This window comes from Riemerella columbina, assembly GCF_030517065.1.
Lineage (GTDB): Bacteria > Bacteroidota > Bacteroidia > Flavobacteriales > Weeksellaceae > Riemerella > Riemerella columbina_A.
The window spans coordinates 1,490,289-1,516,911 of sequence record NZ_CP103950.1 but is presented as its reverse complement, the minus strand read 5'-3'; the positions used below and the strand labels follow the sequence as shown (position 1 = coordinate 1,516,911).

The window sequence follows — 26,623 nt, the reverse complement described above, 5'->3', positions numbered from 1 at the left end:
TTAAATGCATTATGAAGAAAAATAAAATATTACTCGCCGCTGCAGCATTTTGGTTTGCAGGGGCAGCGGGGCAGCAGTCCCAAGTATTTAGAGATAAAAACGAATACCGCACACAGTTGGCGCAGCAGTTATTTCAGCAGAAAACCTACGCTGCCGCTCATTATGAATACGCTCAGCAGGCGCTGTACCAAGAGCATCTGACCCACGCCCAGCAGAAGTTTTACGGATTTTATACCCACCTGATGGAGGTGCTTCTCCAATACCCATATGCGGAGCAAGGTTTGGAAGCCTTTTTGGCGCAACATCCTCAAGCCACGGCTTTATCCGATGCTCAAATGCCCTTAGCGGATTATTACCTTTTGAAAAAAGATTTTGGTAAAGCTTTAGAAGTGCTGAAAACCATCAATCCAGCACATTTATCGGCGCAGGAGCAAACGCAATATGCCTTAAAATTGGGCTACGCTCAGTTTATGTCTGGAGATGCGGAGGCTGCGGTGCAGGCTTTAGAAACGGCGTACCAAAATGCGGAAGCGCCAGAAAAAAACGACATCGCTTATATGTTGGGGCATCTTTATTATACGCAGCGCCAGAATGAGAGGGCTTTTCGTTATTTTGATGAAATTAAAAATTCGGAGAAATACGCGCGCGTGCTCAAGCCTTATTATTTGCAAATGTATTACCAGCAAGGCGATTATAACCAAGCCATTTCGGAAGGGCAAAATATACTGAGAGAGGATTTAACCGATGCCTACAAAGCGGAAGTGCATAAGATTATCGGCGAAAGTTATTTTATGAAAGGCGATTATTCTGCGGCGTATCCTCATCTTAAAGTGTACTTCCAAACCAAGCCAGAACCCAGCGAAACCGACCTCTATGAAATGGGATTTGTAGCGGCACAATTGGCATTATTTGAAGAAGCGGTGTCTTATTATAATCAATTGATTAACAGGGATTCTAAGTTGGCACAAAATGCTTACTATCAATTGGGGAACGCCTATTTAGCGAATGGTCAAAAGCAGGAAGCTTTGTCGGCATTTCGGTCTGCACAGCAGATGTCTTATGACGCTAAGGTTAAGCAACTGGCTCATCTTCAGTATGCTAAGTTGAGTTATGATATTGGTAATCCTTACGAAGCATCGCCGAGCGTCATTCAAGATTACATCAGAAAATACCCTAAAGAAGCCAACGAATTGCGCCCTTTATTGGTAAAATCTTACCTCTATTCTGGAAACTATCAAGCCACTTTGGAAGCCTTAAAACAGATGCCACAGCACAACCAAGAGGTGGATAAAATAGAGCAAGAAGCGGCTTATCTACTGGGAACAGAAGAATTTAATAAAGGCAACTTCAAGCAGGCAGAGCATTATTTTAAGCAGAGTTTAAAATTCCGTTTGAACGAAGATTTTTATCTAAAAGCCCAATATTGGCTGGCACAGTCGTATGAGCGCCAAGGCGATTATCCATCAGCGATTGCCCTTTTTGAAACCCTGATGAAGACCCAAACGCCTTTTGATGAACGCCAGCAGCTCCCTTATGATTTGGGGTATGCTTACTTTAAAACCAAAGATTTTGGCAAGGCTAAACAGATGTTTACGCTTTACCTTAAAAATCCAAAGCCTGAGTTTAAGGCAGATGCAGAGTTGCGCTTAGCGGATACCCATTATGCTGATAATGAGCTTAATGAAGCGATTGCAATTTATAACTCGGCGGAAACAGCAGATGATTATACGCTGTTCCAAAAAGCGATGGCATTAGGCTTTAAAGGCGATACCGAGGCTAAAATTTCAGAAATGAAAAAATTGATCGCCCAACATCCCAATTCTGATTATGCAGATGATGCCCTCTATGAAATAGGCACGGCATACGCGGCTAATGAAGAGTATGCTCAATCTAATGCATATTTTGAGCGCGTGATGAAACAAAGTCAAGATGCTCGTTTGGTGGCAGATGCAGAGATTTACCAAGCTCAAAATGCCGTATCAGCTGGCGAGGAAGCGAAAGCCCAATCGATGCTTCAGCATTTAGCAGAAAAGTACCAGCACACGGCATTTGCAGAGAAAGTGGCAGCTGTTGCCAAAGTTTATTTTATGAACAAAGGCGATGTGGCAGGCTATCAAAACTTGGCGCAGCAAATGGGATTAAAGGTAGATGCCACGGAATTAGAGTTGCTGAACCTTTCTACGGCGCAGCAATTTTATGCCCAAAAGCAATACGAAAAAGCTATTCCTTATTACGAAAAATATTTACAAACCCCAGCCAACAGCGGCACGAGCTATCAAGCCCAATATGAATTAGGCGAAAGTTACTATCAAAATGGGCAAGATGAGAAGGCTTTAGCGCAATTTAATGCCGTGGCTTCCTCCACCAATGATTACCGTGAGGAGGCGCAAGTGAGGGCTGCACAAATCTTAATTTCGCAAAATAAAACCCCAGAAGCAGTGGGTTATTTGGAAGGTTTGGCAACTTCTAACCAAGCTAAAATCAAGTCTTTTGCTCAGGTGGAGTTGATGAAATTCTATGCCGAGCAGAAAAATTGGAACAAGGCGGAGCATTACGCCGAGCAAGTTTTAGCGAATACCAAAAACGCGACTACGGTGATAGAGCAAGCCAAAGTCATCAAAGCCAGAAGCTTGATGCTAAGAGGCAAAGACCAAGATGCCAAGCAAGCCTACACGAATTTAGAAAAATCAGCGAACCCAGAGGTGGCGGCAGAGGCGCTCTATGCTAAAGCTTACTATCAAAACCAAGCCAAGGCTTTTAAAAATAGTAATGCTACCATCTTCAAACTCGCTAATAATTATGCCTCCGAAGAATATTGGGGTGCCAAAGCTTTGGTGCTGATGGCAAAAAATTACCTCGCGCTGAAGGATAAATACCAAGCCAGCTACACCTGCGACCAGATTATCGCGAATTATCAAGACTTTCCAGAGGTGGTGGCAGAAGCCAAAGCGGTAAAGAAAACAATAAAGTAAAAAAAAACGATGAAGAAGAGCGGTGATGCCGTATCGCCTTAATTTTAATAAAAAAACAATGAATAGAAATAGCATATTAGCCCTTATATTTTTGGGAATGAGTGGGTTATCTTTGGCGCAGATCAAAGAAGAAAAACTCATTTTGGAACGAAAAAGAGAACCCGAAGTTAAACGAATAGAAAAGAAGAAAACCTCGGTGGAGGCAGAAAAAAACTATCCACCAGAGGCTAAAACCCAAGAAACGGTGGACTATACCATTGTGGATGTGCCTGTGGTTTCGGATTTCCAGCCTTCTACAATCCAAGGGGAGGATGTAGCGCCTAATTTTACGGCACAGTATCCACGCAATTATTTCCGTTTGGGGTATGGGAACTATCAGCAATTTTTAGCTGACGCCAATGTTTCTGGGCTAATCCAAAATCAAGTGGAGGTAGGTGCTGATGTGCATTACCTCTCCAACGAAGGGCTTAAAAAAGAATATCCGTGGAACTCGGCGCAGAAGGAAGCGCGGATTTCAGGGTTTTTGAACCATTATGGCAGCATAGGAAAAGCCAATATTACCGCGAATATAGACCTCCACGATTACCAATGGTACGGCGCCGAGGCGCTACGCCCAGAGGCAGAAACGGATCTCAACCAAACTTATACCCAGCTGCAACTCAACGGTAATTATGATTTTTATAGCAAAGAAATTCTGAATAATATTCAGTTGAAAACATCATTTTTAAAGGATAAATTTGATGCGAATGAAAACAAGGTCGATTTTAAGCTTAATTTATCAAAATACCAAATTCCAATAGGGCAAGAGGTGGCACTCAACTTGGATTTGGGCTTGCCAGTGGGCGTATCTAAAACGAGTTTTAAAGCGTTAGAGGCGCATCAGGCTTCTTATTTCAAAGCTGGACTTTTACCCAAGTTGACCTTCCGAAAAGGTGATTCTTACTTGATGTTGGGTTCGGAGTTTTCAGTCCTTACAAGCGCGCAATCGGCACAGGGAGCAGAGGAGGAAAAAAATAGCCATTGGTATTGGTTTCCAAAGGCGGAAGCCTTGTTGGGCGTGTCTTCGGAACTTCAGTTTTATGCGGGGATAGATGGCGGTTTGAACCTGAATTCTTATGCGGAATATTTGTCGGAAAATCCATATTTGGCACCAGATTTAACCATAAAACCTACCGAAACGAAATATCAGTTTTATATTGGATTAAAAGGGCATTGGAATGAACAAATCAGCTATGATGTTAAAGCTAAATACGCTAAAATCAACGCGATGCCGTTTTATAAAACCAATGGATTGTTCAATAAAGAGATCACCACCAACCGCGCCGCTTACGATTGGGCAAACACTTACAGCGTAGACTATCACAATGGTACGAAGAGCGAGATAGAGGCGAATGTTCATTACACGCCCCTTGCTGATTTGGTGCTTGAGGGCGGTTTGTCTTTCCAAAAATACCAATTGGAAAATGATGAACCTGTATATAATCGCCCATTGTTACAGATGAATGTGGGCGCAAAATACACGATGCTCAACCAGAAATTATTCCTCGGTGCTAAGGCGTTTTTTGTGAGTGATAGAACCACCAATGCGCTGACTATTACGCCAAGTCCATACTTTGTGAACCCTCCAAGGTACGATGTTGTGGAAGAAAAAGAGCAAAAAGTAGGCGGCTATGCTGATATAAATTTGTCTGCGGAGTATAAAATTAACAAAAATTTCAGTATTTTTGCCCTCGCAAACAATTTAGCGGGCGCCAAGTATATGGTCTATCGTCCTTACAAAACACTGGGAACGCAGATTATTGGAGGTTTAAAAGTGAGTTTTTAATCTCCAAAAAATCTAAAAATAATGGCCCTATAGTTTAATGGATAGAATTAAAGATTCCGGTTCTTTAGGTTGAGGTTCGATTCCTCATAGGGCTACAAGCCGCCTTTAAATAGGGCGGTTTTTGTTTTTATATATTCTAAATCCCCCTTTCTTTTTAGAAAAAAATCTAAGTCTTTTGTAATCAGAATTTAAGCATTCATTGTCCAAAATTGAAGCAAAACGCTGGGCAAAAGGCAGCCTTAATCTCAAAAAAAATCACTATTTTTGAAGTCCTAATTTCAGTATTATGTATCTTATTTTTGACACCGAAACCACAGGTTTACCCAAGAATTTTAACGCACCACTCTCAGACTCAGACAATTGGCCAAGGATGGTGCAAATAGCATGGCAGTTGCACGATGATGAGGGGAACTTAGTTGAAAATCAAGACTATATAATAAAGCCCGAAGGCTATGATATTCCCTTTAACGCTGCCAGAATCCACGGGATTACCACAAAAATCGCGATGGAGCAAGGGCGAGATTTGCAAGAGGTTTTGGAGGAGTTTGCTCAAGTGTTGGAGAAAACCAAGGTAGTGGCAGGGCACAACATCGTGTTTGATTACAACATTGTGGGGGCAGAGTTTTTGAGGAAAGGAATGCCCAATGCCTTAGAGCAAAAGCCGTCGGCAGATACGATGATTTTAGGAACCGACTATTGCCAGTTGGGTGGCGGAAAAAACGGTCGGTACAAGTCGCCAAAATTGGAAGAACTTTACGAAAAACTTTATGGGCATAAATTTGATGAAGCCCACAATGCCGCTGCCGATGTGAATGCCACGGCGCAAGTCTTCTTTGAGATGATGCGGATTGGCATTATTCCAGCCGAGGTTTTGCGGATTTCTGATGAACAGCTAAAACATTACCAGCAAACCCACCCAGAGCCTATTCGCCCGTTTGCGATTGTGATTAGAAGGCAGGTAGAAAGTTTTAATAAAAGCAATAAAAAAACAGATTTTGGTGAAGTTAGTGAGGTTGATTTAGGGAAATATTTCAATTTTCATAACCATAGCATTTATTCCTCGTTGCAGTCTACCACCTCCATTTCAGATTTGATACAAAAAGCCAAGGATAACGCCTTCCCAGCCGTAGGAATGGTGGATTTAGGCAATATGATGGGCGCTTTTAAATTTGTGGCAGAGGTGGAAAAACACAATTCTGGCATTAAAAAACTTCATCAAGATTACCAAAATAGAAAAAATGAGGCAGAGGCGCAAGGTCAAGAATTTACGGAAACACCGCCTCAGGAACAGGAGCTGACCGCTGTTTTGGGCTGTGAGTTTTACATCTCCGACCGCCCTGAACAAAAGCAATTTACCAAAGACGACCCCGATAGAAGAACGCAGATGGTGCTTCTGGCGAAAAATTTTACAGGGTACAAAAATTTAGCAAAACTCTCCAGTTTAGGCTTTGTTAATGGGTTTTATTTTGGTGTGCCTCGGATTTCTCGCGAGATGGTAGCCCAATATAAAGAAGGGCTGATTGCCGTATCCTCGGGAATTTATGGCGATATTCCAGATGCGATACTCAACTTTGGAGAGCAAAAAGGGGAGGAGCGCTTCCAGTGGTGGCATCAAACTTTTGGTGATGATTTTTATGTGCAAATCCAAAACCATAGCCTGCAAGAAGAGGAGCATTTAAACGAAGTTTTGGTGGCTTTGGCGGATAAATATGGCACAAAAATCTTAGCCCAAAATGAAACTTTCTATACCCAAAAATCCGATGCTCAGATTCAAGATATTGTGAGCTGTATTAAAGATGGAGAAAAGCTTTCAACGCCTATTGGTAAAGGCTTTGGCAAACGTAGAGGCTTGGGTTCGCAAGAATATTATATTAAAGATGCCGAAGAGCTGAAAACCACTTTCCTCCAATATCCAGATGCCTTTGAGGCTTATTCTGATTTGTTGGCTAAATTTGAAAATTACCCTCTAAAACGCGAAGTTTTATTGCCTAAATTTGATATTCCTGAAGAATTTCAATCAGCGGAAGATGCCCAAGATGGCGGCAAGAGAGGCGAAAACGCTTACCTGAGACATTTGACCTACGAGGGTGCCAAACGCCGCTACGAAACCATTACCGATGAAATCCGTGAACGCCTTGATTTTGAGCTTGAAATTATCGCTAATACAGGCTATCCAGGCTACTTCCTCATCGTTCAAGATTTTTGTAACGAAGCCCGAAAAATGGGCGTTTGGGTGGGACCTGGGCGTGGTTCTGCGGCGGGTTCTGCGGTGGCGTATTGCATCGGAATTACCAATGTAGACCCCATAGCGTACGATTTGCTTTTTGAGCGTTTCCTCAATCCAGAGCGTATCTCTATGCCCGATATTGATATTGACTTTGATGATGAAGGTCGTGATAAAATCATCAAATGGGTGATTGATAAATACGGAAAAACCAATGTGGCGCAGATTATCACTTATTCCGTATTGGGCGGAAAATCAGCGATTAAAGATGCAGGGCGCGTGTTGGAATTACCGATTCCTGAAACCAACAATATCGCCAAATTGGTACCTGGAGTACCAGGGATGAACATCGCCAAAGCCCTTTCTAAGTACGATAAACTGAAGGAAGAAGACAAAATGTTGGTAGATGAGATGAAGGCGGTACTGTCTAACCCTGATGATGAACGCTATGCTGTGTTAGATTCTGCCAAGAAAATGGAGGGCTGCATCAGAAACACGGGCATTCACGCGTGTGGGGTGATTATTACGCCAGAAGATATTTCCAATTTGGTGCCTATTTCCATCGCGGCGAAAGATGCCGATATCCTCGTGTCGCAGTTTGACAACTCGGTGGCAGAGAGTGCAGGGCTCCTAAAAATGGACTTCTTAGGGCTGAGAACGCTAACCATTATTAAAGATGCTATTAAACTGGTGAAGGCACGGCACGGCATAGACATCAACCCTGATGAAATTACGCTGGATGATGCCAAAACTTATCAACTCTTTAAAGAAGGTCGCACCATTGGGATTTTCCAATATGAAAGCCCAGGGATGCAGAAATATATGCGCGAGCTTAAACCCACCGTATTTGCGGATTTAATTGCGATGAACGCCCTCTACCGCCCAGGACCTATTAAGTACATACCGAACTTTATTAACCGTAAACACGGCGTTGAGGAAATCATCTATGACCTCCCAGAAACCGAGGAATACCTTAAAGAAACCTACGGCATTACCGTGTACCAAGAGCAGGTGATGCTCCTTTCTCAGAAATTGGCAAACTTTACTAAGGGCGAGGCAGATACGCTGAGAAAAGCGATGGGGAAAAAGCAAATAGATGTCCTCAACAAAATGTACCCTAAATTTATAGAAGGCGGCAAGAAAAACAACCTTAATGAGGAAAAACTCAACAAAATTTGGAACGACTGGAAGGCATTTGCAGAGTATGCTTTTAACAAATCGCACTCCACTTGTTATGCGCTAATTGCCTACCAAACGGCATATTTAAAAGCCAACTATCCTGCCGAATATATGGCGAGTGTGATGAGTAACAACATCAACAACACGGCACAGATTACGATGTTTATGGAGGATTGCCGCGCGATGGGGGTAGATGTTTTAGGGCCTGATGTGAACGAAAGCCAGTATAAATTCTCGGTAAATGATAAGGGGCAAATTCGTTTTGGATTAGGTGCGATCAAGGGCATCGGCGAGGGACCAAGTGAGGCGATTAGCAAGGAGCGAGAAAATGGAAAATTTAAAAACATTTACGACTTCTTTGAGCGTGTGCCAGCCTCTCAACTGAACAAAAGAGTGATAGAGAGTTTGGTGGTGGCAGGGGCTTTTGATGAGTTGGACACCTACCACAGAGCCCAATATTTTGACGATGCTTCTGGTAAAACCAACATCGAGCGGTTGCTTAAATATGGACAAAGTTTCCAAGATAGTAAAAATCAAGTAGAGCACTCCCTTTTCGCGGATTTTGCAGATGAAATTAAGATAGAACAGCCTAAAATTTTACCATCGCCAGAGTGGCAGAATATGCATAAACTCAACAAGGAGAAAGAGATTATCGGCTTCTATCTCTCGGCGCATCCGTTGGATGAGTATAAGTTTCAGTTTGATTTTATCCAAGGAAATCTGAGCCGAAAAGAAGTGGTAGAGCAACTAAAAGTGGAGGATAGCTTAGAAACTATAGAATTAGGAACACAAATACTGATGCCAGAAGAAGATGCTGATACTGATGCTGATTTGAGTATGGAAATCAGTATAGAAGAAACCGAGATAGAGGAAGAAAAACCCAAACGAAATATAGAGCCCAAGGGGAAATTCAAATTTTTATACTTGGATGATGTAGATGCGTATAAGGACAGAGTGTTTTCTCATGTTGATGTGCAACGACTTATCGGAGATGAAACCACAAGGTGGAAAAATTTAAAAGCGTTAAATGATACCGCACCAGAATATGTGGTGGCAGGGCTCATCACGGAATACACCGTTCGAGATGGCTACAACAGTGGCGACAAGATAGCATTCGTCACTTTGGAGGACTATAGTGGTTCTTATAGTTTCCGTTTGAGGGATAGAGATTATATGCGGCTAAGGGAATACTTGGAAATCCATCGTTTTGTCGTATTCAAAATAAAATATAGCCTTTCCAGATCCAAAGATGGTGCTCCAATGATCTATGTTAATGTAAATGAGGTGATTAATATTAAAGATGTGTTCTCTAAGTTTGCAAAATCACTCTCTGTGGTGGTAGACATTACGGAAATCAAAAAGGAAGATTTGGTCTTTTTCCAAAACGATTTACTCTCCCACAAAGGCGAACAAACGCTCTCGTTTTATCTTAAAAACCCTAAGGATAATAAGATATTAGAACTTCGGAGTTTAAAAACCAATATAGAAATCAGCGGAGACTTGCTAAGGATGCTGAATAGTTATCACAAGTATCAAATTTTTCTCAATTAAACCAATGTGAAGACATAGCCAGCGTGTTACAGCCAAGAGTGTGTGGGGAAATGTGCTTTTTTAATCCCAATAAAAGTTGTACTTTTGGGGCTTAGTTATTGTGTATTGTTAGGGTATGAAAGAAATCAAAAATATCATCTATTTATTTTGTGCTGTATTAGTTTTACACAGCTGTAGCACCACCAAAAAGACTGTGGGTTATAAAAAAACAACCTCGGTTAAAAGCAAAGCCGCACCGCAGAAACCGTTGTATTCATCAGCCAATACTGTTGCGGTTTCTTCAAAGGTTAAAAAATTGCTAAAAAATGCCGAAAAATATTTAGGAACGCCTTACAAATACGCAGGCAACACCTCTTCGGGCTTTGATTGCTCGGGGTTGGTGTGCAAGGTTTTCATTGAAAATGACACCCCTTTGCCACGGCGCTCCGCAGACCAAGCTTTGGAGGGCAGGCGTGTGGCGGTTACTGAAATTCAACCTGGAGATTTGGTTTTTTTTGCCACGGCAGGCGGCGCCAAAGTCTCGCATGTGGGCATTGTGCACGGCATAGCGGCAGATGGCGAGATTACATTTATCCATTCTTCCACTTCCAAGGGCGTGATTATTTCCTCTTTGAACGAAAAATATTGGAACAAAGCTTTTCTCTTTGCAAGGCGCGTTCTTTAGTATAAAAATCAATTTTAATATCAATAAAAATCAATAAAAAATGTCATTACAACAAACCATTGAAAATATTTGGGACAATAGAGAACTCCTCAACCAAGAGGACAGTCAAAAGGCGATTAGAGAAGTCATTGCCAAGTTAGACTTGGGCGAACTCCGTGTGGCAGAGCCTACCGCCGAGGGTTGGCAAGTGAACGAGTGGGTGAAAAAAGCCGTGGTGATGTATTTCCCAATTCAAAAAATGGAAACCATAGAAGTAGGACCTTTTGAGTTTCACGATAAAATGCCACTCAAAAAAAACTATGCCGAAAAAGGCGTTAGAGTAGTGCCACACGCCGTAGCGAGGGAGGGTGCTTACATTGCCCCAGGGGTAATTATGATGCCTTCTTATGTGAATATCGGGGCGTATGTGGACAGTGGCACGATGGTGGACACTTGGGCAACGGTGGGCAGTTGTGCTCAGATTGGCAAAAATGTACACTTGAGCGGTGGCGTGGGCATTGGCGGCGTTTTGGAGCCGTTGCAAGCTGCTCCAGTGATTATTGAAGATGATGTTTTTGTGGGCTCCAGATGCATCGTAGTGGAAGGCGTTCATGTGGAGAAAGAAGCCGTGTTGGGTGCGAATGTAGTCCTCACAGGTTCTACCAAAATTATTGATGTAACAGGTGAAGAACCAGTGGAATATAAAGGTTTTGTGCCAGCGCGCTCGGTGGTTATTCCAGGGAGCTTAACTAAAAAATTTCCCGCAGGAGAATACCAAGTCCCTTGCGCCTTGATCATCGGAAAAAGAAAAGAATCTACGGATAAAAAAACCTCGCTCAACGATGCTCTGAGGGAGAATAATGTAGCGGTGTAAATCCTCATTGATGATGAAAACAAAGGCGTGGCGTTTTTTTTCAAATCCTAAGTGTATTTTTGGGATTTATTTGCTGGCAGCGGTACTTACAGCGGTGAGCAAAATGGGCGAAGGTCGGCATAATAATTATTTGATTTTCAAATATGTATTCCACCACACGCTGGAGAAAACCAACCTCTACGCCCTCTATCCTGAACAGTATTTTGATAGCAACCATTATGGTATTTTTTTCAGTTGGTTGATTATGCCCTTTGCTGTTTTGCCAGATGGGTTAGGGATGATACTCTGGAACTTAGCCAATGCTGCCCTTTTGGTGTATGCGTTTAAAATGTTACCCTTCTCAGCGCCTAAAAAATCCTTTGTGGCGTGGTTGTGTTTGCAGGAATACATCACCGCTGCGGTAAGTTTTCAGTTTAATGTGGCGCTTACGGCATTGCTCATCCTTTCTGCGGTTTATATCCATCGTAGGCAGGAGGTGCACGCGGCGGCGGCTATTCTCATCGGGTTTTTTGTGAAAATTTATGGTATAGCGGGGCTTTCAGGCTTTTTCTTCGTTAAAAATAAACGGAAATTGATTTTCTCAATGTTTGGGCTGAGCTTGCTGTTTTTCATCCTCCCGATGTTGCTTTCTGATGTCCATTTCGGTTGGCACTCTTATGTGGATTGGTACCAATCTCTAAGCGAGAAAAACCTTTCTAACCAAGTGCTGGGCAATCGGCAAGATTACTCGCTGATGGGGATTGTGCGCCGAGTTTTAGGGCGTGCTGAGATTTCTAATTTAACATTTCTAATTCCTGGTATTTTGGTGTTTGCCTTGCCTTATATTAGAATTTCGCAATATCGGCATTTGCCTTTCCAGATGATGATTTTGGCTTCTACGCTACTGTTCATCGTTTTATTTAGCTCAGGTTCAGAGTCGCCCACTTATATTATTGCTGTGGCAGGGGTAATGATTTGGTTTATCATACAAAAAACGCAAACGCCGCTTAGCATAGGGCTAATGTTGTTCGTGATGGTGCTCACTTGCTTTGGGTTTTCGGATTTGTTCCCCAAGTGGATTAAGGAAGATTACATCATAAAATACTCCCTAAAAGCGTTGCCGTGTTGTTTGGTATGGTTCCGCATCATTTATGAATTGCTAACCAAGGATTTTGAAAAAGATTACGCTTTAACCTAACACCTATGAAAACCATTTCCATCATCTTACCCGCTTATAATGAGGAGTTTAACCTCCGTCCGATTCATCAGAAAATCAAAGCTGTATTTGAGAATTTACCAGCCTATGATTTTGAATTGATCTTTGTGAATGATGGCAGTCGCGACCGCACTCAGCAGGAGTTGGAGGCTATGGCAGCGGAATTTCCAGAGGTGAAGTATATAGAGTTTTCCCGTAACTTTGGGCATCAGCCAGCGGTAAAAGCGGGAATGGATTGGGCACAGGGGAATGCCGTAATTTCTATGGATACCGATTTGCAACATCCGCCAGAGCTCATTCCAGAATTGATAAAAAAATGGGAACAAGGCTATGATTTGGTCTATACCATTCGCACTTATCCCAAAGAAATATCGCGTTTTAAAAGGCTGACTTCGCAATGGTTTTACCGTTTTTTGTCTCAACTGTCAGATGTGGATTTAACCCACGGCGGTGGTTCAGATTTTAGGCTGATAGATGCCAAAGTGGTTGACATTATGCGAGAGATGAAAGAAGACGATTTATTCCTCCGAGGCTTGGCCAGTTGGGTAGGCTATCGGCAAACAGGAGTGGAGTTTGTGGCGGCACAGCGTTTTTCAGGAGAGAGTAGTTACAACCTCAAAAAAATGATGAAATTTGCCTTCACGGGCATTACTGCATTTAGTGTAAAACCGCTGTATTTGGCGGCGTATTTGGGATTTATCATTTCAGGACTTTCCATTCTTATTTATGGACTATATGTGGCGTATGCTTTTTGGGCAGGCACAGAAATATCAGGTTGGGCATCTTTAATTATCACCATTGTCTTTTTTGGTGGTATGCAGTTTATTTTGATGGGAATTATGGGGATTTATCTCGGTAAAATTTTCAAACAAGTAAAAGAACGCCCCAATTACATCATCCGAAGCAAAAATTTCTAATTATGATTCTACTTTCATTTGATATAGAAGAGTTTGATATGCCACTGGAGTACCAAGGCAACATTCCCTTTGAGGAGCAAATTGCGGTTTCTACACAAGGGCTTGAGCGGATTTTAGATTTGCTGAAAAAACACCAAGTGAAGGCTACTTTTTTCTCCACTGTTGTTTTTGCAGAGCACGCCCAACCTTTGGTGGAGCGGCTGTTGGCGGAGGGGCACGAGTTGGCGTCTCACACTTGGTACCACTCGGTGTTTCAGGAGGAGGATTTAAAAACCTCACGAGAGCGGTTGCAGTCGCTTTTTAACACCGAAGTTAGAGGATTGCGGATGCCACGAATGAGCCCCGTGCGAGAGCAAGCCGTAGCGGAGGCGGGTTATCATTATAACTCCTCCATCAACCCGACTTTTTTACCAGGGCGATATAATAATCTGAAGGTGCCACGCACTTATTTTCAACAGAGTGGTGTTTGGCAGGTGCCTGCATCGGTGTCTTATTTTAGGGTGCCTTTATTTTGGTTGAGTTTTCATAATTTTCCACAGGTGTTATACCAAGGGCTTTGCCGTTATGCATTGAAAAAAGACGGCTATCTCAACCTTTATTTTCATCCTTGGGAGTTTGTAGATATTCAAAAACCTCAGTATCGGCTGCCCGCTTATACCACCAAAAACACTGGCGATGCTATGGTGGAGCGCTTTGACCAGCTGATTCGTTATTTTAAAAAACAAAATAAAACTTTCGGAACCTTTACCGAGTTTCTGAAAGATAAAAAATAAATTTATGATGCTAAAAATAGCCTATGATGCCAAGCGTTTTTTTCATAATGCATCAGGATTAGGCAATTATTCCAGAGATTTGGTGAGGATATTGGCAGAATATTATCCTAAAAATCAGTATTTTCTATTAGCAAAAAAAGCCTCGGATAGAGGGGAAGATATTGTAGCTCTACCGCAAGTTTCGTTTAAAAAACACTGTAGTAAATGGGGCGCCAGACAACTCCAAATGGGCATAGAGGCACAGAAATTGAGAGTGGATATTTTCCATGGGCTTTCTGGTGAATTACCACTAAAATGGAACGGCAAGGCATTGAAAAAAGTGGTTACCATCCACGATTTGATTTTTATGCGCTATCCCCAATTTTATTCTTTCATTGATAGAAAACTCCACTATTGGAAATTCAAAAAAGCCGCCCAACAAGCCGATTTAATCATCGCCATTTCGGAGCAAACCAAGCAAGATATCATCCATTTTCTCCAAGTGCCAGAGAAGAAGATCAGAGTGATCTACCAAGGTTGTCATCAGGCTTTTAAAGCCGATTTTAGCACGGAAAAATTAGAACTTATCCGAAAAAAATACAACTTGCCTCAGGCATTTCTCCTCAATGTGGGGACCATAGAACCTCGCAAAAATATGCATCGTGTGGTGCAAGCCTTGGCAGGAACTTCTATTCCGCTGGTGCTGGTGGGAAAAACAACGCCGTATGATGATAAAATCCAACAGGAAGCCCAGCGCTTAGGCGTTAGTGTACAGTGTCTTACGGGTGTTTCTATGGAGGATTTGGCGGGCGTTTATCGTTTGGCAAAGTTGTTTATTTACCCCAGTTTATTTGAAGGTTTTGGTATTCCTGTTATAGAAGCTTTGTTTTCGGGAACGCCGGTAATCACGAGCAATGTCAGCAGTTTGCCAGAAGCTGGCGGTACCGATAGTCTCTATATAGACCCTAAAAATATTGCCGACATCCGAGCTAAAATCTTATTCCTTTGGGATAACCCCGCCGAATGCCAACGGCGCATAGAAAAGGGCTTAGATTATGTGCAAAGATTTCAAGATGAAGTGATCGCCGCAGAGCTGATGGGCGCTTATAGAGCCGTATTGGAGCGATGAAAGACAGGCGTTTGATTGTGAAGCGTTGGGATGATGATAACCAAAGTCTTTTTAGATTTTGCTAACCAAGCGAATACCACTAAAATCATCTTTTTTCAGATAAATATTTGCATTGTTAGTCTATTTTTGATTATTTTTGGCGAATGGAAAATTTCATTGTATCAGCGCGTAAATATCGCCCACAAGAGTTTGAAACGGTTGTGGGGCAATCTCATATTACGGATACTTTGGAACACGCCATAGCGGAAAATCAGTTGGCGCAGGCACTTTTGTTTTGTGGACCTCGTGGAGTGGGCAAGACCACTTGTGCCAGAATTTTAGCCAGAAAAATTAACGAAAAAGATGGCTCCACCAGTGAAGACGGCTTCGCGTATAATATATTTGAGTTAGATGCCGCTTCTAACAACTCGGTGGATGATATTCGTGAGCTGACCGACCAAGTGCGGTATGCGCCGCAGATTGGGAAGTACAAAGTTTATATTATTGATGAGGTGCATATGCTGTCTTCGGCGGCGTTTAATGCCTTTCTGAAAACTTTGGAAGAACCGCCAGCACACGCCATTTTTATTTTGGCAACCACGGAGAAGCACAAAATTATTCCGACCATCTTATCCCGCTGTCAAATCTATGATTTTAAGCGTATTACGATAGAAGATATTCAGCTTCATCTCAAAAAAATTGCGGATAAAGAAGGAATTTCTTACGAAGATGATGCTTTGTTTTTAATCGCGCAGAAAGCCGATGGTGCATTGAGAGATGCTTTGTCTATTTTTGACCGATTGGTCACTTTTACGCAGAAAAATATCACACTGGCTAAAGCGGCAGAGGTGCTTAATATTTTGGACTATGACCAATATATCCAGATTGTAGATTTTGCGCATTCTGCCGATATTCCAAAGGTACTCACAGCGTTTAATGATATTGTGAAAAAAGGCTTTGACCCACATATTTTCATCGCGGGGTTGGGCAACCATTATCGAGATTTGATGATGGCGCAAAATCCAACCACTTTAGATTTGATAGAGGTGGGAGAGAATACGAAAGAAAAATTTTCTCAACAAAGCCAAAAATGGACGCCTCAACAATTGGTGGAAGCCATTGAAATCTGTAACCACGCCGATATCAACTATAAAAATTCAAAAAATCCGAGGCTCACGGTAGAAATTGCATTGATGCAATTGGCAAGCCTAACCCAAGGCACGGAGGCGACTAAAAAAAAAAGCATTTAATTATACCGCCGCCAGTGCGTAAAGAGGAAACGGCATCTACACCAACCGCTTCTTCTACCCCCAAAACTAAAAAACCACCCGAAAGAACGGTAAAAACGGCTACGCAGCCTATTGCGCAGGTTCAAAACCATTCGTTGTATAGCATTAAACAAGCGATGGATAAGGTGAGCCAAGTGGAGGAAAAAGAGGATGAGAAGGAAACCGAAGAGCATCTACCAGATGGGCATTTCAGTAATAATGATGTCCTCAGTGAGTGGGAGCATTTTATGAAAAGATTGGCAACGGAGGATAATGTTACCTTTAATGCCGTGCGGAATTTTGAACTTTATAAAAGTAATGAAAACGAAATTACGATAAAATACGCTTCCGAGTCTGCCAAGTTGGAGTTTCAGAACGCAAGTCTTGATTTTTTAAGCCATTTTAAACATAAATACAACAATTATCGGTTAAAGTTGGCGTATGAAAAGCAAGAAAAAATCATAAATCTAACCGCAGGAAAAGAAGAAAGTAAGCGTGAAATATTTAATAAAATGATAGAAGCTAATTCTTTACTTAAAGATTTAGACGATCTTATGAAATTTGATTTTAGTTAGGATTAAGAACACAAATGATGAATTTAAAAGATTTGAGCAATCGTTGGATAGAAGCCTATGCTCAACCGATGATGATCGCAGGGCCGTGCAGTGCAGAGAGCGAAATGCAAATGTTAGAAACGGCAGAAAGGATAAAAAATAGCACACCAAAAGTGGATATTTTTCGTGCTGGAATATGGAAGCCGAGAACCAAGCCAGGCTCTTTTGAAGGAGTGGGTGTAATTGGGCTCAGTTGGCTCAAAAAAGTAAAGGAGGAGTTCGGATTTAAAACCGCTACGGAGGTGGCAAATGCCCACCACGCCTACGCTGCCGTGGAGGCAGATGTGGATATTCTTTGGATCGGTGCCCGCTCTACGGTGAATCCATTTACAATCCAAGAAATTGCTGTGGCACTAAAAGGCACCCAAAAGCCAGTTTTGGTTAAAAATCCCGTGAATCCAGATTTAGCCCTTTGGGTAGGCGCTTTGGAGCGGTTATTGGCGCAGGATATACAGAATTTGGGTGTGATACACAGGGGATTTTCCACTTATCAAAAAACCAAATATCGGAATATTCCGAATTGGCAAATTGCTTTAGATTTTAAAAATCAGTTCCCTAACATCCCGATGTTGGTGGATCCATCGCATATTTGTGGCAATAGAGAAGGTTTGTTTGATGTGACCCAAGAAGCCCTCAATGTAGGTTATGAAGGAGCGATGATTGAAACTCACTGCCACCCAGACCAAGCGTGGAGTGATGCGGCACAACAGATTACGCCAGAGGTTTTAGCCGATATGATTGCCCGTTTAAAAGTGCGGACTTCCGATATTTCGGGCTATAAAGATGAAATGGACAAACACCGAGCGCTCATTTCGGATTTAGATTTTCAGTTGATAGAAATGCTTTCTCAAAGGATGAAAATTTCCGAGAAAATAGGAGCGCTAAAAAAGGAAAATAACATTGCGATATTTCAGCCTGAGCGTTGGAAAATCATCACCGAATATGCCACCCAAAAAGCCGATGAAACAGGGATGGGACAAGGTTTTATAGAAAAAATATTCAAAGCCATCCACGAGGAATCCATAGAGGTGCAGAATAAAGTGATGTTAGCCCCCACCCAACAAGGGTAATATATTGTTAATCATGATTTTAGCCCTAATGCCGATGCGTTGGGGCTTTTTTATTAAAATTACGAATTTTATAAATTCTCCACTGATAAACGGTTTGCTGTTTTTTATTATCTTAAAAGTTGATTTGGTATTGCTTTTTATTATAAAATGATTATATTTGTTGCGTTGAGGTTGGTTTTATCAAGAATTTTGGGCATATCTTAGGTTCTAAATGATTATAAAAACCTCGGTAAATAATATTTTTTAGTAATTCTAATATCTTTTAATAATGAAAAAGTTAATTTTCTTTTGCGCTGTGTTGCTTTGTATCGTTGGGTATAGCCAGAATACCGTTCGGGTGTATTATCAGTTGGAGAGTAAGCCCAATCTTCTCCCAGAAACGCCAGCAGATATTGATGTATATATCCTTGAAATCAACACCAAGACAAATACCTCTAAATTTTTTAATGCCACATATCTATCATTGGATTCGATAAACGCTAAACTATTGGAAGAGTCAAAAATAGTAGGTGGCGTGAGTGTTGATTTTAGTAAAATGAAGTATCCAAAATACAATATTGGCGTGGTAGATGATGGGAAACAATACGAAATATACAGAATTTTTGACGGAGATATCTACAAATATCCAGAGGTTAAAAATACCCAATGGAAAATAGGTGAGGAGACTCAAAATATCGGTAGTTATTCCGCACGAAAAGCCACCGCAAAGGTGAATGGCAGAGATTGGGAAGTCTATTTTACCAGTGATATTCCGCTTTCGTATGGACCTTATATTTTAGGACAGCTGCCAGGATTGGTCTTGGCGGCCCATGATCGCACCAATTCTTATGTGTTTAAAATGATAGGCTTGGAGAACAATGTAGCGGATAATGACTATCTTCCTGGAGTTTTTAAAAGAGCGATTAGCGTTACCAAAGCAAAATATCAAAAAGCCTTTGAGAACCATAAAAAAGATCCTGCACGAAAACTCAGACAAGGGATTATCACCCAGCCAGATGGAGATTATATAACATTAGCCAACCTGCTTTCTGACGATTACATCAGACGAAAAGAAGCCGAGTGGATTCAATATTATAAAGAAAACGATAATGATATTGATAAAAGTAAATAGATATTGGCTTATCTTTTAGGAAGTGTTTGGGATAATATGATTTGTTTGTGTTCTATGTATCAAAACTTAAAATAATGAACAAAAAAGTAAAAATACTTTACTTAATACCCATCGGTATAGTGGTTCTTTATACATTCTATTTATTGTATAAGTTCGAAAATATCCCAGATCTCATCCGAATATACGGATATGGGGATAAAGCAAAATTCGGAAAGAAAATATTGATGTTTGTTCCAATACTATTGAATGCTCTCATTTTAATATGGATTGGGTTTCTAATGAAAAATCCCAAAAACCTAAATTTACCCATAAAAAATGATGATAATAAAGAACTTGATACGAAAATACAAATATCACTAATTGTATTATCAACTGTTATTTCAGTTATTTTTTGTTTATTATTTATAGATGTTTTTAAAGGCTTTGAAGGGTTAGGCTTAATTTTTTGTTTTTATTGAGGTGATTTGTTGCAATAAATATATAGCACAAAAATTATTTCCCCATACAGCCTTCTAAGGCATCTACACCAAAATAAAGCACCACCAACCAAATTAGCCCCTTGATGGTGAAAAATGCCAGTCCTGCCCAGCCTACACGCTTAAACCAGAGTTTAAATTTTGAATTTTTATTCGGTTGTGGCGTTTCCATATTGCCTAAATTTTACTGCAAAAATAGTTATTTAATTTGATTTTAAATACTGAAAAATATGAGTTTTATCATACTTTAAATATCGCATATTGGCATAATGGAACGAAAAAATGAAGGCTTTATTATGGTTTTATCGCTTGTTTTTTGAGTGAAAAAGCCCTTGGATAAGGAGTTTGATGGGCTTTTTGGATAAGTGGTATTTTTTTTATACATTTAGCCAATCAATAAAATAATTATACTAATATGTCTAAAAAGAAAAATGATTTTGGAATCCACCAATCTCTAAAAAAACTTAAAATCAAGAAATCTAATAAAGGCGCTTCAGCAGGCGGAAAATTCTTTGCTTCTGGCGAAGTGATAGAAAGTTATTCCCCAACCGATGGCGCTTTAATAGCCTCGGTGAAGACAGCAACTGAAGAAGATTACCAAAAAATCATTAAAAAAGCCAAGGCGGCATTCAAAGAATTTAGGCTAATGCCAGCACCTAAACGCGGTGAGTTGGTACGGCAGTTTGGCGTTAAGTTGAGAGAATATAAAGAAGATTTAGGAAAATTGGTTTCCTACGAAATGGGAAAATCCCTACAAGAAGGCTTAGGCGAAGTGCAAGAGATGATTGATATTTGTGATTTCGCGGTGGGCTTATCGCGCCAGTTGCACGGTTATACAATGCATTCCGAAAGGGTGGGGCATAGAATGTATGAACAATACCATCCGCTCGGCATTGTTGGGGTGATTTCCGCATTTAATTTCCCTGTGGCTGTTTGGAGTTGGAATACCGCGCTGGCTTGGATTTGTGGTAATGTAACGGTGTGGAAGCCATCAGAGAAAACACCACTATGTGCCATCGCATGCCAAAACATCATCGCAGAAGTTTTAAAGGAAAACGATATGCCAGAGGGGATTTCTTCGCTGGTGGTGGGCGATCATCACATTGGCGATATTTTAGTTAAAGACAAACAAATTCCGCTGGTGTCTTTCACGGGATCTACCAAAGTTGGGCGTATGGTTGGGCGCAATGTTGCAGAGCGTTTCGGAAAATCCATTCTGGAATTGGGGGGTAATAATGCCATCATCATCACGGAAAATGCCGATTTAGATATGAGCATCATTGGTGCCGTTTTCGGTGCAGTGGGCACGGCAGGGCAGCGTTGTACCTCTACGCGCAGGCTCATCATCCACGAGTCTATTTATGATGAAGTGAAAAATAGATTGGTGAAAGCCTATGGGCAACTGAAAATTGGAACGCCACTGAACGAGAAAAACCATATAGGTCCGTTGATTGACCATCAGGCGGTGGAGCAATATTTGGCAGCCATAGAAAAATGCAAAGCCGAAGGCGGAAAATTCATTGTGGAAGGTGGCGTGCTCAAAGGAAAAAATTATGCCTCAGGCTGTTATGTGAAGCCTTGCATTGCCGAGGTGGAAAACCATTTTGAGGTGGTGCAGCACGAAACTTTTGCCCCGATATTATATCTGATGAAATATCAAGATTTAGAAGAAGCTATAGAGATGCAAAATGATGTGCATCAGGGACTTAGCTCAGCGATTATGACGCAGAATTTAAGAGAATCGGAGTTATTCCTTTCGCACGCTGGGTCAGATTGTGGTATTGCCAATGTGAATATTGGAACCTCTGGAGCGGAAATTGGCGGTGCTTTCGGTGGTGAGAAAGAAACGGGCGGCGGTAGAGAGTCGGGCTCAGATGTATGGAAATACTATATGAGAAGACAGACCAACACCATCAACTATACCACGGAACTACCTCTGGCACAAGGAATTAAATTTGATATTTAAAAAATAAAAGTCTAATTAAAAAGTAAATTGATAAACAAAATGAATGATTCAATAGCAACACAGCCTTCATCAGAGGGCAATCCTGTAAAGAAAATATTATCTCAGCATATTTTAGCCGACGGCTTTGATTTCGTTATGGATTTTGAAAAATCCCACGGTTCTTGGATTCACGATAGGCTCACAGGGAAAGATTACCTTGATATGTTCTCTATGTTTGCCTCGGCTTCTGTGGGGTATAACCATCCCGACATCGTTGCGAAGTCCGAGTGGTTAGGCAAAATGGCGATCAACAAACCAACCCTCGCCGATGTTTATTCGGAGGAATATGCCCATTTTATGGAGGTTTTTGCTCGTGTGGCAATGCCTAAGGAACTGCAATATTGCTTCTTTATTTCTGGGGGCGCGCTGGCGGTAGAGAATGCCCTAAAAGCCGCTTTTGACTGGAAAACGAGAAAAAATTTCAGCAAAGGAATAGAGAAAGAAGCGGGCAGCTGCATTCACTTTAAACAAGCTTTCCACGGGCGCAGTGGCTATACGCTAAGTTTAACCAACACGGCGGACCCTCGCAAATATGAGTATTTTCCAAAGTTCAACTGGCCGAGAATTCTCAACCCTAAGTTGACTTTCCCTCAAACGGAAGAAAATCTGGAGGAAACGATAAAAAATGAACGCTTGGCACTTTTGCATATAGAAGAGGCTATTTTATCTCATCCTGATGAGGTGGCGTGCATCATTATAGAGCCTATACAAGCGGAGGGCGGTGATAACCATTTCCGAGATGAGTTTTTTGTGGAATTGCGAAACCTCTGTGATGATAACGAGGTGCTTCTTATCTTTGATGAAGTGCAAACTGGCATCGGATTAACAGGGAAAATGTGGGCATTTCAGCATTTTAGCGTGGTGCCAGATTTGATTTCTTTTGGTAAGAAAACCCAAGTTTGTGGCATTTTAGCCAATAAAGAAAAAATGGACCAAGTGCCTCAGAATGTGTTTAGAGAAAGCTCTCGTATCAACTCTACTTTTGGCGGAAATTTGATAGATATGCTCAGATTTCAGTTGATTTTAGAGATTATTGAGAAAGAAAACTTATTAGACCATGTGCAGCGCGTGGGGGATTATTTGCAATCGGGCTTACAAAAATTATCTGAAAAATACCCAAACCTCATTTCCAATGTGAGAGGGCGTGGTTTAATGTGCGCTTTTGACTTGCCATCAGATGAGGTGAGAAACCAGATGAGGGAGAAGTTGTATCAAGAGCAACTGATTGTATTGGGTTGTGGAACGGCATCGCTGAGGTTCCGTCCGCATCTCACCGTATCGGAAGCGGAGATTGACCAAGCACTAAGTATGATAGACCGCGTGGCAGCACAATTTTAGAACATCAAGCCTCTCTATTCGTTTAGGGAGGTTTGTTTTTACGGATAAAAAATGTTAAATTTGGGGTTTCAAAAAATATGTAATTATGGATGTAACGACTCGAGTATCTGTTTATGAGGGAGATACACCTCAGGAAGTACAATTGATTAAATCAAAATTAGAGGATGCAGGCATAGCTGCAGAGATAGAGAATAATTATCTTTCATTTTTATCTACGCCTACCGCCACAGGGATGCGTGTAAAAGTGAGCCTAGCCGATGAAAAAAGGGCTTTAGATATCATAGATGCTTATTTAAAAGAAACCGAAAACGAAGCCTAAACCACCTAAAAACCTTAGATGAAAAATCTGAGGTTTTTTATTATTATTTTGATTGATAAGAATTTATGCCGTCCACCGCTACTAAAAAAATCGCTTATATAGAGATAGACACCCACGCCGAAATTGCGATGAGGTTTAAGGAACTGATGCAAGATTCTCAGCAATTTTCGGTAGATTATTATTTTTCTGAGCGGATTTGTCATCTGTTGCAGTGCACGCCAGCGGTGCCCAATATCTTTCAAGTGAACCCAGATACGCTTTGGACTACGCTGTCTCAGCACGAGTACGATGGAGTGATTATTGGAACGATGCACCGTTATTTTAACCTTTTTAATGCCGTCACCCAACGCTACCGAACGGGAATTATTGGGCATAATTTTAATTTTATCAAAGCGTCAAATCTTCAATTATTGGGCTCGGTGTTTAAAAAAGAACGCCGCTATAGGCTGAAATTATTGCTGAAAGAAGGTTTATTGCTCAAAAATAAAGTGTATCGGCAGGCGCATCAGATTTGGAGTTTAGATGAAAATTTAACCGCTGTGGTGCAGCCAGAATTACCGCTGTTTTTTACTAAAAACGATTTAAAATTGCCAAAGGCGGCAGAAGAGCGGACGATAGTCATCGCGGGGTCGGTGTCGCAGGGCAGGCGAGATTATCAGGCGGTTATAGAACAGTTGTCGGGTTACCAGGGGCGCTTTTTGAGAGTTGTTTTTTTGGGAAAAGCGGCAGGGCAGGAGTTGCGGTGGCTTCAAGATTTGCAAAAGCAAAAAGCCGAAACTTTGGACCTCGTTTTTTTTACTGAAAAGGTGCCTCAATCTATTTTTGATGAATGGATGGCACGCGCTCAATTGCTTTGGAGCCCCATCCACACGCATACGGCGTTTATGAGCATTCCCGAAATTTATGGACAAACCAAGATGAGCGGTAACCAAGCCGACGGGATCACTTATCACAAAAAAACTTTAACTTCCAAAAATCTATCGCAAGTTTTGGCAGCCTTGGAAGAGGGAAACTCTCAACCCAATGAGAAAGTTAAATCCAAAGAAAAAGTGCTCAAAAATTTAGAAAAAACACTGATAGAATTTTGTAAATAATTACTTTTGCAAAGTATGAATACCGTAACACGCCAAAGTTTAAAATACAGCTTAGTAGGCTATGGAGGCTCTCTATTAGGGATTTTAAGCACTTTTTTTCTCTTCATTTATGATTTAGATTTTTACGGAAAACTGCGGTTTATCCTGCCTACGGCGCAGATGTTTTTGCCGATAGTGGTCTTCGGGATTTCCTTTTCTAATGTGAAATTTTTTCAGATGATGCAGCGCGCAGGTAAGCATCAGAATATGCTCTCGCTGTCGCTGTTGGCTATTGTGTTCAATTTTTTGATTTTTACCCTCGGTTTTTGGCTTTACGGCTATATTTTTCCTCAATACCAAAACACGGAGACTTGGAAACTCAAAAATATCATCTTACCGCTGATTCTTATTTTGGCGCTCTCGGCGGTGTTTAATAAGTATATATCTAATTATAAGCGTATTGCGATTTCTAATTTGTTTGAAAATGTATTCCCAAAATTAGCCAACATCGGGGCATTTAGTTTGTTTTTCTTTATGGGATTTTCGGAACAAGGGGCTTATTATCTCTTTATTTTGGTTTTTTTGCTCGCTTTATTAGGATATTATCATTATGCAAATCGTTTAGAGTCGATCAAGTTTGATTTTTCTACCACTTATTTAAAAGAAGATCAGAAATGGAAGCCTGTTTTGGATTATAGTTTTTATGGTTTTTTAGGCAATTTGGGCAGTTATTTAGCCTTGAATATTGACTATTTTATGATCAGCGAAGGCATTGGCTTTGAGGAAAATGGTGTTTATGCCACGGTGTATTCCATTGTTTCTTTGGTCAGTATTCCCGCTATGGGGTTGTACAATATTTCCGCACCGATCATCAATACGCATTTTGAGGAAGGCACGATGGACGCCTTGCATCGCTATCATCAAAAAACCTCGTTTCATCTTTTTGCGGTGGGCTTGGTGTTGCTGTCGTGTTTGGTGGTTGGTTTTCCTTATCTTACGGTGTATATGCCGAAAAATGGCGCTGCGATATTGTCCGCGCAACCTTTGGTGTGGATTATCGGCTCGGCGGTACTTTTTGAGTTGGCAACGGGCTTCAACAGCCATATTATCTCTATGTCTAAATATTATCGGTTTAATATCGTGGTAATGCTCATTTTGGCATTGTTCACTATTGGGCTCAATTATTATTTTATCCATTATACTACTTTGGGGATTATGGGCGTAGCGCTGGCTTATGCCATTTCTCTCACTTTGTTTAATTTGATTAAAATCAGTTTTAATTATTATCAATTTAAAGTTTTCCCACTGTCAATCAAGATGTTATCGATGTTGTTAGTAGCGGGATTAGGCATTGGCTTGGCAGAGCTTTTACCCGAGTTTAAACAACCATGGCTTAATTTGGGCTATAAACCGCTGGTGGTCATAGCGGTTTTAATGTTGGGGAATGCCGTATGCCACTGGTTACCTTTTTCAGAATTAAGGAAATTTATGAAGAATAATAAGGCTAAACATTAAAAATTTCTTAATTTTGTCTTTTGGAAAAAACAATGGATAAAATTAAAATTCACGACAAAACTTTTGTTCCTTATCTCAAAAATGAGGAAATTCAAACTTACATCAAAGATCTTGCACTCAAGGTTTATGAGGATTATAAAGATGAAACCCCAGTATTTGTAGGCGTGCTGAACGGTGTTATTATGTTTTTCGCCGATTTTATGAAGCACTACCCAGGACCTTGCGAAGTGGCTTTTATTCAAGTCAGTTCTTACCACGGAGGGCTGCAATCTACGGGGATTGTCTATAAAAAAATGGAACTCACTAAGGATATAGAAGGCCGCCACATCGTTCTGATGGAAGATATTGTGGACACTGGAAATACCATAGAAAGTTTATTTGAATATTTTAAAAATACACATCGCCCAAAATCTCTAAAAGTGGCTTCGTTACTACTAAAACCAGAGGTTTTTAAGAAAGATTTTAAAATAGACTATGTCGCCAAAGAAATTCCAGATAAATTTGTTTTAGGCTACGGCTTAGACTATGATGAATTGGGGCGTAATCTCCCAGATTTATACCAATTAGAAGAAGGGAGAATCAACCATTAAAAAT

General features: G+C 41.0%; 21 protein-coding genes and 1 tRNA gene. 21 read left to right on the top strand and 1 reads right to left on the bottom strand.

Annotated elements, in window-relative coordinates:
- Positions 1–11: 11 nt before the first annotated feature.
- From NYR17_RS07205 to NYR17_RS07135, 15 genes are all read left to right on the top strand, one after another.
- A complete protein-coding gene (locus tag NYR17_RS07205; protein ID WP_302505045.1) occupies positions 12–2,972 on the top strand; it encodes a tetratricopeptide repeat protein in 2,961 nt (986 codons plus the stop codon).
- Positions 2,973–3,030: 58 nt separating this feature from the next.
- Positions 3,031–4,797: a TonB-dependent receptor gene (locus NYR17_RS07200; RefSeq protein ID WP_302505044.1), complete on the top strand. Its 1,767-nt coding sequence runs from the start codon at positions 3,031–3,033 to the stop codon at positions 4,795–4,797.
- Between the two features lie 23 nt (positions 4,798–4,820).
- A tRNA-Arg gene (locus NYR17_RS07195) sits at positions 4,821–4,892 on the top strand.
- Positions 4,893–5,083: 191 nt separating this feature from the next.
- Positions 5,084–9,751, top strand: a complete 4,668-nt coding sequence (dnaE, locus tag NYR17_RS07190) for a DNA polymerase III subunit alpha (protein ID WP_302505043.1) — start codon at positions 5,084–5,086, stop codon at positions 9,749–9,751.
- Between the two features lie 115 nt (positions 9,752–9,866).
- Entirely contained in the window at positions 9,867–10,415 is a 549-nt protein-coding gene (locus tag NYR17_RS07185) for a C40 family peptidase (protein WP_302505042.1), read from the top strand.
- A gap of 40 nt (positions 10,416–10,455) precedes the next feature.
- Positions 10,456–11,268, top strand: coding sequence for a 2,3,4,5-tetrahydropyridine-2,6-dicarboxylate N-succinyltransferase (locus NYR17_RS07180; protein ID WP_302505041.1), 813 nt, complete (start codon positions 10,456–10,458; stop codon positions 11,266–11,268).
- 7 nt (positions 11,269–11,275) lie between these two features.
- On the top strand, positions 11,276–12,445 hold the full coding sequence (locus tag NYR17_RS07175; RefSeq protein WP_302505040.1) for a glycosyltransferase family 87 protein: 1,170 nt from the start codon (positions 11,276–11,278) through the stop codon (positions 12,443–12,445).
- A gap of 5 nt (positions 12,446–12,450) precedes the next feature.
- The gene (locus tag NYR17_RS07170) at positions 12,451–13,380 is read left to right on the top strand and encodes a glycosyltransferase family 2 protein (RefSeq protein WP_302505039.1); all 930 of its coding nucleotides are present in this window, start codon (positions 12,451–12,453) and stop codon (positions 13,378–13,380) included.
- Between the two features lie 2 nt (positions 13,381–13,382).
- Positions 13,383–14,153: a polysaccharide deacetylase family protein gene (locus NYR17_RS07165; RefSeq protein WP_302505038.1), complete on the top strand. Its 771-nt coding sequence runs from the start codon at positions 13,383–13,385 to the stop codon at positions 14,151–14,153.
- Positions 14,154–14,157: 4 nt separating this feature from the next.
- Complete coding sequence (locus NYR17_RS07160) at positions 14,158–15,261, top strand: glycosyltransferase family 4 protein (RefSeq protein ID WP_302505037.1); 1,104 nt, start codon at positions 14,158–14,160, stop codon at positions 15,259–15,261.
- Between the two features lie 143 nt (positions 15,262–15,404).
- Complete coding sequence (gene dnaX / locus NYR17_RS07155; protein WP_302505036.1) at positions 15,405–16,490, top strand: DNA polymerase III subunit gamma/tau; 1,086 nt, start codon at positions 15,405–15,407, stop codon at positions 16,488–16,490.
- Positions 16,491–16,504: 14 nt separating this feature from the next.
- A complete protein-coding gene (locus tag NYR17_RS07150) occupies positions 16,505–17,083 on the top strand; it encodes a hypothetical protein (RefSeq protein ID WP_302505035.1) in 579 nt (192 codons plus the stop codon).
- A gap of 17 nt (positions 17,084–17,100) precedes the next feature.
- A complete protein-coding gene (locus NYR17_RS07145) occupies positions 17,101–18,192 on the top strand; it encodes a chorismate mutase (RefSeq protein WP_302507037.1) in 1,092 nt (363 codons plus the stop codon).
- A gap of 268 nt (positions 18,193–18,460) precedes the next feature.
- Positions 18,461–19,303, top strand: coding sequence for a GLPGLI family protein (locus NYR17_RS07140; protein WP_302505034.1), 843 nt, complete (start codon positions 18,461–18,463; stop codon positions 19,301–19,303).
- A gap of 74 nt (positions 19,304–19,377) precedes the next feature.
- Positions 19,378–19,761 carry a hypothetical protein gene (locus NYR17_RS07135; RefSeq protein ID WP_302505033.1) on the top strand — a complete coding sequence of 128 codons (384 nt, stop codon included), beginning with the start codon at positions 19,378–19,380 and terminating at the stop codon, positions 19,759–19,761.
- Between the two features lie 34 nt (positions 19,762–19,795).
- On the opposite strand, the gene NYR17_RS07130 is transcribed toward NYR17_RS07135, so the two are convergent.
- Positions 19,796–19,951: a hypothetical protein gene (locus tag NYR17_RS07130; RefSeq protein WP_302505032.1), complete on the bottom strand. Its 156-nt coding sequence runs from the start codon at positions 19,949–19,951 to the stop codon at positions 19,796–19,798.
- 243 nt (positions 19,952–20,194) lie between these two features.
- Between NYR17_RS07130 and amaB the strand changes: the two genes are divergently transcribed.
- The 6 genes from amaB to hpt all read left to right on the top strand — a co-directional run bounded on the left by amaB (position 20,195) and on the right by hpt (position 26,619).
- On the top strand, positions 20,195–21,745 hold the full coding sequence (gene amaB, locus NYR17_RS07125) for an L-piperidine-6-carboxylate dehydrogenase (protein ID WP_302505031.1): 1,551 nt from the start codon (positions 20,195–20,197) through the stop codon (positions 21,743–21,745).
- Positions 21,746–21,784: 39 nt separating this feature from the next.
- Positions 21,785–23,122: an L-lysine 6-transaminase gene (gene lat / locus NYR17_RS07120; protein ID WP_302505030.1), complete on the top strand. Its 1,338-nt coding sequence runs from the start codon at positions 21,785–21,787 to the stop codon at positions 23,120–23,122.
- Positions 23,123–23,207: 85 nt separating this feature from the next.
- Positions 23,208–23,441, top strand: coding sequence for a putative signal transducing protein (locus NYR17_RS07115; protein WP_302505029.1), 234 nt, complete (start codon positions 23,208–23,210; stop codon positions 23,439–23,441).
- Between the two features lie 65 nt (positions 23,442–23,506).
- Complete coding sequence (locus NYR17_RS07110; RefSeq protein WP_302505028.1) at positions 23,507–24,535, top strand: hypothetical protein; 1,029 nt, start codon at positions 23,507–23,509, stop codon at positions 24,533–24,535.
- Positions 24,536–24,550: 15 nt separating this feature from the next.
- A complete protein-coding gene (locus tag NYR17_RS07105; protein WP_302505027.1) occupies positions 24,551–26,029 on the top strand; it encodes a lipopolysaccharide biosynthesis protein in 1,479 nt (492 codons plus the stop codon).
- A gap of 32 nt (positions 26,030–26,061) precedes the next feature.
- Positions 26,062–26,619: a hypoxanthine phosphoribosyltransferase gene (gene hpt, locus NYR17_RS07100; RefSeq protein WP_302505026.1), complete on the top strand. Its 558-nt coding sequence runs from the start codon at positions 26,062–26,064 to the stop codon at positions 26,617–26,619.
- Positions 26,620–26,623: the final 4 nt, after the last annotated feature.

Bases quoted from the DNA above. Each gene is read 5' to 3' on its own strand.
- dnaX (WP_302505036.1), top strand. From the start codon at position 15,405: ATGGAAAATTTCATTGTATCAGCGCGTAAATATCGCCCACAAGAGTTT.
- amaB (WP_302505031.1), top strand. From the start codon at position 20,195: ATGTCTAAAAAGAAAAATGATTTTGGAATCCACCAATCTCTAAAAAAA.
- NYR17_RS07160 (WP_302505037.1), top strand. From the start codon at position 14,158: ATGATGCTAAAAATAGCCTATGATGCCAAGCGTTTTTTTCATAATGCA.
- NYR17_RS07140 (WP_302505034.1), top strand. From the start codon at position 18,461: ATGAAAAAGTTAATTTTCTTTTGCGCTGTGTTGCTTTGTATCGTTGGG.
- NYR17_RS07130 (WP_302505032.1), bottom strand. From the start codon at position 19,951: ATGGAAACGCCACAACCGAATAAAAATTCAAAATTTAAACTCTGGTTT.
- NYR17_RS07185 (WP_302505042.1), top strand. From the start codon at position 9,867: ATGAAAGAAATCAAAAATATCATCTATTTATTTTGTGCTGTATTAGTT.
- NYR17_RS07170 (WP_302505039.1), top strand. From the start codon at position 12,451: ATGAAAACCATTTCCATCATCTTACCCGCTTATAATGAGGAGTTTAAC.
- NYR17_RS07115 (WP_302505029.1), top strand. From the start codon at position 23,208: ATGGATGTAACGACTCGAGTATCTGTTTATGAGGGAGATACACCTCAG.
- NYR17_RS07135 (WP_302505033.1), top strand. From the start codon at position 19,378: ATGAACAAAAAAGTAAAAATACTTTACTTAATACCCATCGGTATAGTG.
- lat (WP_302505030.1), top strand. From the start codon at position 21,785: ATGAATGATTCAATAGCAACACAGCCTTCATCAGAGGGCAATCCTGTA.
- dnaE (WP_302505043.1), top strand. From the start codon at position 5,084: ATGTATCTTATTTTTGACACCGAAACCACAGGTTTACCCAAGAATTTT.
- NYR17_RS07180 (WP_302505041.1), top strand. From the start codon at position 10,456: ATGTCATTACAACAAACCATTGAAAATATTTGGGACAATAGAGAACTC.
- NYR17_RS07200 (WP_302505044.1), top strand. From the start codon at position 3,031: ATGAATAGAAATAGCATATTAGCCCTTATATTTTTGGGAATGAGTGGG.
- NYR17_RS07110 (WP_302505028.1), top strand. From the start codon at position 23,507: ATGCCGTCCACCGCTACTAAAAAAATCGCTTATATAGAGATAGACACC.
- NYR17_RS07145 (WP_302507037.1), top strand. From the start codon at position 17,101: ATGAATTTAAAAGATTTGAGCAATCGTTGGATAGAAGCCTATGCTCAA.
- NYR17_RS07165 (WP_302505038.1), top strand. From the start codon at position 13,383: ATGATTCTACTTTCATTTGATATAGAAGAGTTTGATATGCCACTGGAG.
- NYR17_RS07205 (WP_302505045.1), top strand. From the start codon at position 12: ATGAAGAAAAATAAAATATTACTCGCCGCTGCAGCATTTTGGTTTGCA.
- hpt (WP_302505026.1), top strand. From the start codon at position 26,062: ATGGATAAAATTAAAATTCACGACAAAACTTTTGTTCCTTATCTCAAA.
- NYR17_RS07105 (WP_302505027.1), top strand. From the start codon at position 24,551: ATGAATACCGTAACACGCCAAAGTTTAAAATACAGCTTAGTAGGCTAT.